This window comes from Streptococcus sp. HMSC034B05 (assembly GCF_001809055.1).
Classification (GTDB): domain Bacteria; phylum Bacillota; class Bacilli; order Lactobacillales; family Streptococcaceae; genus Streptococcus; species Streptococcus constellatus.
The window spans coordinates 1-255 of sequence record NZ_KV795608.1 but is presented as its reverse complement, the minus strand read 5'-3'; the positions used below and the strand labels follow the sequence as shown (position 1 = coordinate 255).

1 pseudogene is annotated in these 255 nt (G+C 41.2%); it reads left to right on the top strand.

Features of this window, described 5'->3' with window-relative positions:
• A pseudogene (locus HMPREF2542_RS04330) lies at nucleotides 1-255 on the top strand (ABC transporter ATP-binding protein); the annotation flags it as partial.

Here is a 255-nt window from a genome sequence, read left to right as displayed (position 1 = left end):
TGCTGGATAAGCCAACCGAAGGACGCGTCTTTCTTAATGGCACCGATACCGCAACGATTAAAAACAATCAGGCTTCTAGTTTTCGCAGGGAAAAACTCGGCTTTGTCTTTCAAGATTTCAATCTGTTAGACACCTTGTCTGTGAAAGACAATATTTTACTGCCTTTGGTCTTATCGCGCCGTCCGATTTCTGAAATGATGAAAAAGTTGGTGGTAACTTGTAATGAACTAGGGATTAACAGCTTACAAGAGAAGT